Below are 9,106 nucleotides of genomic sequence, written 5' to 3'. Positions count from 1 at the left end.
CCTCGTAGCGGAGCTACTTGGGTCTTTGGCCGGTGCGGCGAGGGGGCGTGCCGGGCGCCGCGGGTGCTGTGCGGGACTTTCGAAACACCCCCTAGCCGCGGGTCCGCTCCCAGGCCTCCTCGAACAGTTCGTGGAGCGGGGCCGTCGGCAGGATGCGTACGAACGGGGAGTGGATCCACCTGTCCCCCACCGGGCGCACCAGGTGGGTCGACAGCTTCGCGGTCTCCAGCGGGAGGTGCGGGGACTTGAGTTCGGTCCAGGCGCCGGGCAGGAACAGGGTCCGGCCGGCCCGGGCCCGCTTGGCCTCCAGGACGGCGCCGGTGGCGAGGAGTTCCGCCCGGACCTCCGTGTGCCGCGTGGTCGACCAGCCGTTCCACCGCCGGACGTTCCGGTCGGTGGGCGCGGCGAGGGCCGCCAGCTGGAGGTACAGGGCTGCCGCGTCCCCGCCCACGGCGAGCTCCGCCGCCACGCGGGCGACCAGCTCCGGGCAGGACCGGCGCGGATCGGCCTCGTACGCGCCCGCCGGTACGGCTCCGGACAGGGCGCGGCGCATCATCCGGTCGAGCCCGCCGCCCGCGAGGAGCGGTGACAGCCGGTCCAGGTCCTCGGCGAGTTCGGTGACCTCGCGGACCTCCCGCCACGTCCCGGGGTCGGCGACGGCCGCGGGGCGCAGGAAGGCGGTGCCGTGGGGGGCGCACACCACCAGCGCTCCGGAGTCGTACGCGCGCTGCGGCTCGGCCTGGTTCTCCGGGTGCGCCGCCACGGGCGTCCGCCGGGGCCCGAACCGCTCGGCGATCCCCTCCGGCGTGTCCCTGACGCGGTACTCGGGGAGTTCGAGCAGCAGCTCGGGGCGGTCCAGTTCGGCGCGCAGCCGCTCGTGGAGGGCGGGCGCCCCGGCCAGCGCCGGATCGCCGACGGGCCGGTCCGTCCAGGCCCAGACGAGGGCGCTCGCGATGTCCGTCAGCGCGAGCCCCACCCGCGTGCGGTACGGCGGTTCGGGACCGTCCTGCGGTACGGCCCTGACCTCCACGCCCGTGCCCTGCCGGGTCGCCGTGAGCTCCCAGCGGGCCGCGGGCACGGTGTCGTCATCGGCGGCCTCGTAGCCTCCGGCGAGGCGCCGGGCCCACACATCCCCGAGACCGAGGTCCGCCTCCAGGGCGTCGGCCGTGTCGTCGTGCACGGCGGGCCGTGCCCCGAGGAGCTCCCGCCACGCCCCGGCCATCCGCTCGACGGCCGCCTCGACCCCGCCCGGCCGCCACAGCTCGGTCGGGTCGTCGGGCAGGGCGGCGGCCAGGACGGCCCTGCGGCCCGCGCCGCCCAGCCGGGTGCGCAGCTCCTCGTACGACGTCGCCGTCAGCGCGGTCGCCTTGTACGGGGCCTTGCGCACCAGGGACTTGTCCTCCTCCCGGTCGGCGCGGCCGACGAGCCCGGCGACGACGAGCCGGGCCACCGGGCGCCGGACGCCGGTGAGTTCGGCGAAGCGCGTGGCCGCCGACTCCGGCACGGGGACGGGCCCGTGGGCGTCGACGGCGGCGACGAGGGCGCGCAGCCGTGCGGCGTCGTCGCGCTCCACGCGCACGTGCCGCACCTCGCCGGCCTGGCCGGGGACGGGATCCCGGTGCGGGTCCTCCGCGACGGGCGCCACGAACCACTGCTCCGCGCCCCCGTCCCGTACACCCGCGGACGCGGCGAGCGTGCCGTCCGAGCGCAGGAAGTCCACGAACCCCGGGCCGGGCATCCGCCCCGCCCACCAGCGGCTTCCCGCGCGGGCGAACGGCTGGTCGGCCCAGGTGTCCAGGAGCGCGAGCAGCGCGGCCCGCTCCGGGTCCGGGGTCGGTGCCACGGCCGCCCGCCAGGCGACGGCGTCGATCGCGCCGAGGAGCTGCGACCAGTCGTGCGGCGGGGCGGGCGGCGACAGGCGGCGCACCTCCTCGACGATCGTCCCGGCCAGGCCGGCGCCGTCGGCGGCGAGCGCGGTCAGCGTCGCCGGGAGCGCCACGTCGGGGGTCCGCCGCCACGGGTCGGGCTCGCCGCTCTCGACGAGGCCGACGAGCGCGGGGACGAGCGCGGTGTCCGGGGCGGAGCGGCGGAGCCGCACGGGCGGCGCCTCGGAGAGGAGGGTGACGCGCCGGTGCAGGGCGCGTCGCCGCTCCTCCACGCGGGCGGCGCGCGCCGCCACCGCGACGACGGCCTCGGCGAGGACGGGATCGGTGACGTCCGGCAGCTCCCGCGCCACGGCCGCGCGCAGGGCCTTCGGTCCCTCGGAGGCGGCGGCGAGGAGGGCGTCCGCCGTCTCCCGGCGGACGGTCCGCAGCGCCCGGGAGCCCACCGCGTCCCGGGTCCTGAGCAGGTACCAGAAGGCCGGGGGCAGGGCCACGCCGGTGGAAGGGGTGACGCTCCGGCGCGGCTTGAACCGTGCGTGCCGGACCGGGGGATGCCCGTCCAGCTCCCACAGCAGCACGCCGTCGGTGCTGTACGCCCGCACGCCCGTCCAGGTCTCGGCCTCGGCGAGGACCACGTCCCCTGCGGCTCCCTCCGGCGGCGCCCACAGGCCCCAGGGCCGCTGACCCGGCCGGTCGACGCCGAACCGGGCCGTGCGCCCGTCGATGCTCTGCACCAGGTACCGGTCGGGAGCCGGATCGCGGTGGGGCGTGTGGAACAGGATCCTGGTGCCGACGAGTCCGTCCCTGCTGCCGAGCGGGGAGCCGGCCAGTCCGGCGGGCAGCGGCGCGAGGTGGAGGGCCACCGCGGCCTCGGCCGTCCCCTCCCCCGGGTCGGCGCTCGCGGGCCCGCCCGGGAAGCCGGGCACCGCGGCGCTGCCCCCCGGCACTCCGGTGACCGGATCGACCGGCGTCCACGGACGGTCGCCGTACACCCCGTTGGTCCAGATCCGGGATCCGTCGGAGATCTGGAGCTCGTAGCCGTCGATGCCCTCCGTGCCGCCCGGCCGCAGCGCGTGGCGACCGCCGTGCCGTCCTCCGCCGTCGGCGGTCTCGAACTGGAAGCCGTAGGCGCCGTCCAGCTGCCCCCCGAAGGGCACGAGGCCGCCCAGCTCGTCCGGGGTGAACGGCTCGTCGGGGCGGTCCGCCCAGCAGGCGGTGTCGCAGAAGTAGGGGTTCTGCTTGACCGACCAGCTGACGAGGAAGGAGCCGCCGACGTAGTGGACGGCGTGCATCGTCGTGTCCTCGGGGACGGCGAACCGGCAGGAGGTCCGCACCCCGTCCGGGTCGACGGCGACGGCCCGGTCGGTCCCGAAGACGGTGAGGACGGGCCAGGTGCAGGTCACGCCGACGACACCGGGTGCGCCGGGCACGGGCCCGTCCTCGCGAGGGGCTTCGGGGTCGGCATCGTGGTCGGACCGGGCGTGCTCCTCGGCGAACTCCGCGTACACCGACTCCAGTGCGGGCCACGCCAGTTCCTCCGGAAGCCCGGCCGCGAGCGAGCGCCGCAGGGCGCCCGCCGCGCTCGCGGCGCCGAGGGCGTCGGCGATCCCGCCGAGGGCCGTCACCGTCGGACGGTCCAGGAGGGTCTCCAGCTCGGTGACGGACTCCTCGGCGCCGGCCATGCCGCCGTCCCCGACGGTTTCGACGAGCCTGCCGACCCGTACGGCGACCTCGTGGGCGATGCCCTCGTTGCCCGGGAGCAGCGTCACCGCGGACCCGGGCTGCCGTCGGCGCCCCATGGGCCACCTCGGAATCAGGTCGGCGTGGACGGTGCCTTCCAGACGGGGGCCGAACACGGGGTCGGCGGCGAGCGCGGCGAGGTCGCGGCGGGACTTCTCGCCCCAGAAGCGCATCCGGACGGCGGGGCCGGGGTCGGTGACGGCCAGTCCGGCGGCGAGGCAGGCGTCGAGGACGTCCGCGTCGAAGCCCTGGTAGTGGTGGCGGGTGATGTGCAGGGTCACCGGCGCGGCCTCGGCCCGCGCGGCCGGCCCCAGACGCCCGACGAGGTCGAGGAACTCCTCCGGCAGCGGCTGGCGCCCGACTCCGCCGCCGGGCTGCTGGGCGTACTGGTACATGCGGACGAAGGTGCCGAGCCACTGGTGGAGCCCGCCCCCGGGCACGATCCGGCCCGTCTCCAGCGCACCGGTCGCGCCGCATCCGATCAGCAGCCGCAGCCAGGCGCCGCCGTCGGTGGCCCCGGCGGGGAAGACCTCCACCAGACCGGCCGCGATCGCGTCCGTCGGCGGATGGGCCGTCAGGATCGGCTCGGCCGCCGTCAGAAGGGCGTCCGGCACGGACTTCTCGCGGGTGACCGACAGGATCGCGGCCACGAGCCGGGCGACCTCCGCGTCCCCGTGTCCGGCCTTCTTCGCGGAGGCCCTGACGCGGCGCACCAGGTCCGCCGGGAGATCGGCGGGCGAGGCGGCCCAGGCGGTGAGGAACGCCTCCAGCGCGGTGTGCGCCTCGGCGGGCTCCAGTGTCTCGGCGAGGAACCGCTGGTGGGCGCCGAACTCCTTGGCGGGCATGGCGCCACCCCGGGCGAACAGCAGCCCGTTGGCCCGGCGGTAGGCGGGGTCGACGGGCAGCCCGTGCCGGGCCTCGGCGGCCCGGGCGGCCGCGAAGGCCCGCCCGCCCGGCCTGCTCCCGTAGCCGATCAGCCGGTGCCCCACGGTGTCCCAGAACCACGGCAGATGCGCCGGCGGCAGCTGCCGGGCCCGCCCCGCCATGGCCTCGACGAAGGCACCGGGCTTGGTCCAGGTCCGGCTGAGCTCGGCCCCCATGTCCTGCACCAGCACACGCGCGGCGTCGACGGCACCGGGGTCGTGGGCGGCGACCCAGTCCGCGTAGGTGGTCGACACGTGCGTACCGGCGGTGGGCAACAGGGCATCCAGCGAGACGATCATGCCCTGGATCGTCGCACGGACCACTGACACGTCACCGGCCGTCCCCTCGCTCGACGGCCGACTTCAGGGAAGACCGGCGCTGTCAGCGGAAGTCGTAGCCCTCGTCCATGCCGCCGGAGAGCCGGATCTCCTCGGCCCCGGGCGAACGAGGAGCCCCCGGACCCCTCCTCGTCGCCCGCCCCGCCTGGGAGCGCTCTCAGACGGGGCGGGCTTGCGGATATCCTGATCCGCGCAGGAGCACACAGCACCCATCGGACACGCACACCGCACGCCCCGCCCCGTCCCCGCCCACGCAGCCGAGGAGCGCACGCCTTGCCCGAGCAGACCACGGGGTCCCGCCCCACGCTGGAAGCCGTCGCCGCACGCGCCGGTGTGTCGCGCGCCACGGCCTCCCGGGTCGTCAACGGGGGTGCGGGTGTGCGGGCGCCGCTGGTGGAGAAGGTGCTCAGGGCGGTCGAGGAGCTCGGTTACGTGCCGAACCACGCGGCCCGCACCCTGGTCACCCGGCGCAACGGCGCCGTGGCCGTGATCATCGCCGAGCCGGAGTTCCGGATCTTCTCGGATCCGTTCTTCGAGCAGCAGGTGCGCGGGATCAGCCGGGAGCTGACGGCCCACGACTCCCAGTTGGTCCTGCTGTGGGTGGAGGGCCCGGGGGATCACGACCGGATCTCGCGCTATCTGGGCGGCGGGCACGTCGACGGCGCGCTGGCGTTCTCGCTGCACAGCGACGACGCGCTGCCGTCCGTGATCGAGCGGGCCAGGATCCCGGTGGTCTTCGGGGGCCGACCGGCCCCCGGCACGGATCCGGCCGTGCCCTTCGTCGACTGCGACAACCGGGGCGGCGCCCGGGAGGCCGTGCGGCATCTCGTGGGTCTGGGGCGGCGGAACATCGCGCACATCTCCGGTCCCGCCGACCAGACGTCCGCGATCGACCGGATCCACGGCTACCGCGACGTGCTCCTCGACGCCGACCCCGCGCTGCTGTGCCGGGGCGACTTCACCGAGGAGAGCGGCGCCCGGGCGATGGCCGAGCTGCTCGACCGCCGCCCCGACGTGGACGGGGTGTTCGTCGCCAACGACCTGATGGCCTCGGGGGCCTTGCGGACCCTGCGGGAGCGGGGGGTGCGGGTGCCGGAGGAGGTCGCGGTCGTCGGCTTCGACGACATGGCCTCGGTGGTCGACCGGACCGTTCCCGCGCTGACCACCGTGCACCAGGACATCGAGGGCATGGGCCGGCTGATGGTGAAGCTGCTCATGCGGCTGCTCGACGGGACGGGCCCCGAGGTCCCGGAGTCCGTGATCACCCCGACCTCGCTGGTCCGCCGCGCCTCGGCCTGACCACGTACGGCAGACGGCGGGCCCCGGCCTCGCCGGTCCACCGCCGCCTCCGCCTGACCTCGTGCGGGGGGCGGCGGGCCCGGCTCGCCTGCCCGGGACCGCCGCCTCCTCGGCCGGGGTCAGTCGTACGGGATGACGAGGACGGACCGGTCCGTGCCCGTCTGGAGCCGTGAGTCGCCGTTCCCGATCGCGCTCCACACCTCCAGGCGGACCGTGCCGCCGCGCAGGTCGCCGAGCGCGCCCGTGGCGGACTTCAGGCCGCGCCCCTGTGCGTACTCCTCCCAGCCGGTGACGGGGTCCGTCGCGAAGTACTGGTAGGTCTCCGTACGGTCGAAGGTGCCGTCGCCGGTGAGGTCGTAGCTGACGCGGGCCTGCTGGCCGAGCCCGACCGTGGCACCGGCGTCCACCTGGAGGCGGAAGGCGGTCGAACCGCCGCTCCTGAGCGTGCCGTTGACGTTCCTGGCCTCGTAGACGAGCGCCCGGTCCGGGGTGCCGTCGTGGTTGGTGCCCTGCGCCGAGGCGATGGTGTCGCTGCCGGCCGTGCCCCCCGTGGCGGTGGTGAGGGCTCCGCCGGTGCGGAGCTGGAAGGTGTTGCCGGTGGACGGCTCGGGGTCGGGGTCGGTGCCGCCCGTGCCGGTGCCGGTCGCGGTGGAACGGGCGGGCACGGAGAGGGACTTGCCGTCGGAGAAGGTGACCGTGCGGGCGGTCGTGCCGTGGTTGTGGGCCACGTAGGTGCGGGTGGTGCCCTTCAGGAAGACGGCGGAGGTGGGCAGGGAGCCGGTGACGGAGGCGTCGGGCGCGCCGAGGGTGTCGAGCGCCGTCAGCCAGTGGTAGGTGTGGGCCTTCGACTCCCCCGCCTCCGGGGTGTAGCCGGCGTTGCCCGCGTCCCACTTGGCCTTCGCCGCGCCGGGGTCGGCCAGGGACTGGAACTCCCAGAGGATGTCGCGCCATTCGACGGCGGGCCCGCCGTTCTCGCGTTCCATCTCGGCGATGTTGCGCCGGACGGCGTCCTTGTGTCCGCCGAGCTGGAGCGAACCCCCGGTCACCGGGAGGACGTTGATGCCGTGGATCTCCTCCGGGTTCGCGGTCCACCAGGTGGAGTACGCGGCGCCGCTGCCCCACACCATGCCCACGGTGTCGTGCTGGAAGGAGGCGGGGAAGACCTGCTGGTCGGCGTCGAACCAGTACTGCGCGACGGCCTCGCCCTCGGTGGTGAGCAGATACGTGCCGAGGTCGCGGAGCTGGGTGTCGCCGGTGGCCGAGCCCCAGAGCACGAGGGCGGCGCTGAGGTTGGTCGACTCCGAGGAGGACTCCTGGTTGTTTCCGGCGGCGAAGCCCTGGTGGCCGCTGGCCCAGCTGTGTCCGGCGTAGACGTCGAAGCCGCGCAGGAAGGGGAAGGCGCCGTCGGTGCGGCTGGGGTTGGCGGTGTCGCGGACCAGGGTCCTGACCATGGAGCCCCATGCGGAGTCGGCGGCCCAGGCCGGGTCGTACTGGGCGACGATCGCGGCGGCGTACACGTAGTAGCCGTAGTGGAAGTGGTGGTCGTTGAGTTCGGTGTCGCTGCCGTAGGAGGCGGGGTATCCGGTGAGGGTCTTCCAGGCCTGGTCGTACGAGAACTCGTTGGCGCCGCCCGCCGTGAACCAGTCCTGGAGGCGGCCCTTGATGAGACCGAGCAGCTTGTCGCGGATCGCGCCCTCCCCGATCTGGTCGGCGAGGGGGACGAGCTGGGCGAGCTTGCCGAGGGCCTTGCCGGTCCAGTACGTGTCGACGGCGCCGGAGAAGGGGTCGGAGGAGTTCGCCACCTCGTTGAGGTAGCCGCGCAGCCGTGCGGCGTCCACGCCGGCGCCGGGGAGCGCCGGCAGCGTGGCGGCGGCCCGCTGCGCGGTCGTGAAGGAGGCGGCCTCGCGGACCTTCATGGTGCCGCGCGGCGAGACGTACGTGTACGGGGTGAGCGGGTCGGTGGTGTGCAGCCACTGGTGGCGGTAGAGCGCCTGGAGGGTGCCACGTTCGGTGCCCTCCTTGGCCTCGGTGGTGAGGGCGTACGTGGCGCGGACGGTCCCGGCGTCGTAGCTCCAGTTCACGGTGGAGCCGGTGACGAAGCTGTACGCGTACTTCCGGTAGGTGGCGAGGGCGTCGGTGGAGGGGAGGACGGCGACGGAGAAGTAGTCCTTGCCGCCGAGGCCGGCGGTGACGGTGGAGCCGGAGACGGTCCAGTCGGTGTCGGTGGGCGCGAAGAGGGCGTAGTGGTGGCCCGCGACGGTGATGCCGAGGACGTTGCCCTGGTCGGCGAAGACGGCGGGCGGTTCGGCGGTGGTGATCCGCGCGTCGCCGCCGGTGCCCTTGGCGTACACGAAGGGCAGGCCGTGGCCGATGGTGGTGCGCAGGGTGCGGGCGCCGTCGGACCAGTAGGGGGTGACGGTCCAGTCCGACCAGGCGTCGGCCTTCGTGTCGGGCGCGTTGAGACCGGTGAGGCCGAGGGTGAGATCGCGCTTGTGGGCGAACTCGTACTGGCGGCCGTCGCCCACGACGGCGGGGCTCGTCGGGTAGCCGATCTCCAGGCCGCCGGCGACCGCCTGGTAGGTGAGCGGGTGGCCGTACATGGGGGTGGAGTACGGGTTGTCCCCGTACCGCTGGAAGGCGAGGGAGGACCACCAGTCGTTGGTGGGGACCGGCTTGCCCTGGGCGGCGGGGGTGACTTTGGGGGTGACGGGCGTGCCGGTGTTGGTGGTGGGACCCGATGTGCCGGCGGGGCGGGTGTCGGAGTAGCTTCCGGCGCCCACCGGGACGGTGGCCGCCGCCGCGGGGCCGGCGGCGGGGCCGAGTCCCAGGGCGGCGAGGGCGGAGACCAGGACCAGCACGGCGGCCGGCCTGCTGCGGGGGGCTGGCATGAAGGAGCACCTCGTGTCGTCGTCGCGACGGATG

3 protein-coding genes are annotated in these 9,106 nt (G+C 75.2%); 1 reads left to right on the top strand and 2 read right to left on the bottom strand.

Features of this window, described 5'->3' with window-relative positions; genetic code table 11:
- Positions 1-91: 91 nt before the first annotated feature.
- Complete coding sequence (locus ABTY59_RS29905) at positions 92-4,846, bottom strand: hypothetical protein (RefSeq protein ID WP_352022180.1); 4,755 nt, start codon at positions 4,844-4,846, stop codon at positions 92-94.
- A 312-nt stretch (positions 4,847-5,158) separates the two neighbouring features.
- Between ABTY59_RS29905 and ABTY59_RS29900 the strand changes: the two genes are divergently transcribed.
- A complete protein-coding gene (locus ABTY59_RS29900) occupies positions 5,159-6,184 on the top strand; it encodes a LacI family DNA-binding transcriptional regulator (RefSeq protein ID WP_352022179.1) in 1,026 nt (341 codons plus the stop codon).
- 119 nt (positions 6,185-6,303) lie between these two features.
- Here the strand turns inward: ABTY59_RS29900 and ABTY59_RS29895 are convergent, their stop codons facing one another.
- A complete protein-coding gene (locus ABTY59_RS29895) occupies positions 6,304-9,072 on the bottom strand; it encodes a glycosyl hydrolase (RefSeq protein WP_352022178.1) in 2,769 nt (922 codons plus the stop codon).
- Positions 9,073-9,106: the final 34 nt, after the last annotated feature.

The sequence above is a fragment of the Streptomyces sp. NPDC096079 genome (assembly GCF_040303145.1).
Lineage (GTDB): Bacteria > Actinomycetota > Actinomycetes > Streptomycetales > Streptomycetaceae > Streptomyces.
The sequence above is the reverse complement of the archived record's forward strand: the minus strand, read 5'-3'. Positions and strand labels throughout refer to the sequence as shown.

Excerpts from the sequence above, each read along its gene's own strand:
- ABTY59_RS29905 (WP_352022180.1), bottom strand. The coding sequence starts at position 4,846 with ATGATCGTCTCGCTGGATGCCCTGTTGCCCACCGCCGGTACGCACGTG.
- ABTY59_RS29895 (WP_352022178.1), bottom strand. The coding sequence starts at position 9,072 with ATGCCAGCCCCCCGCAGCAGGCCGGCCGCCGTGCTGGTCCTGGTCTCC.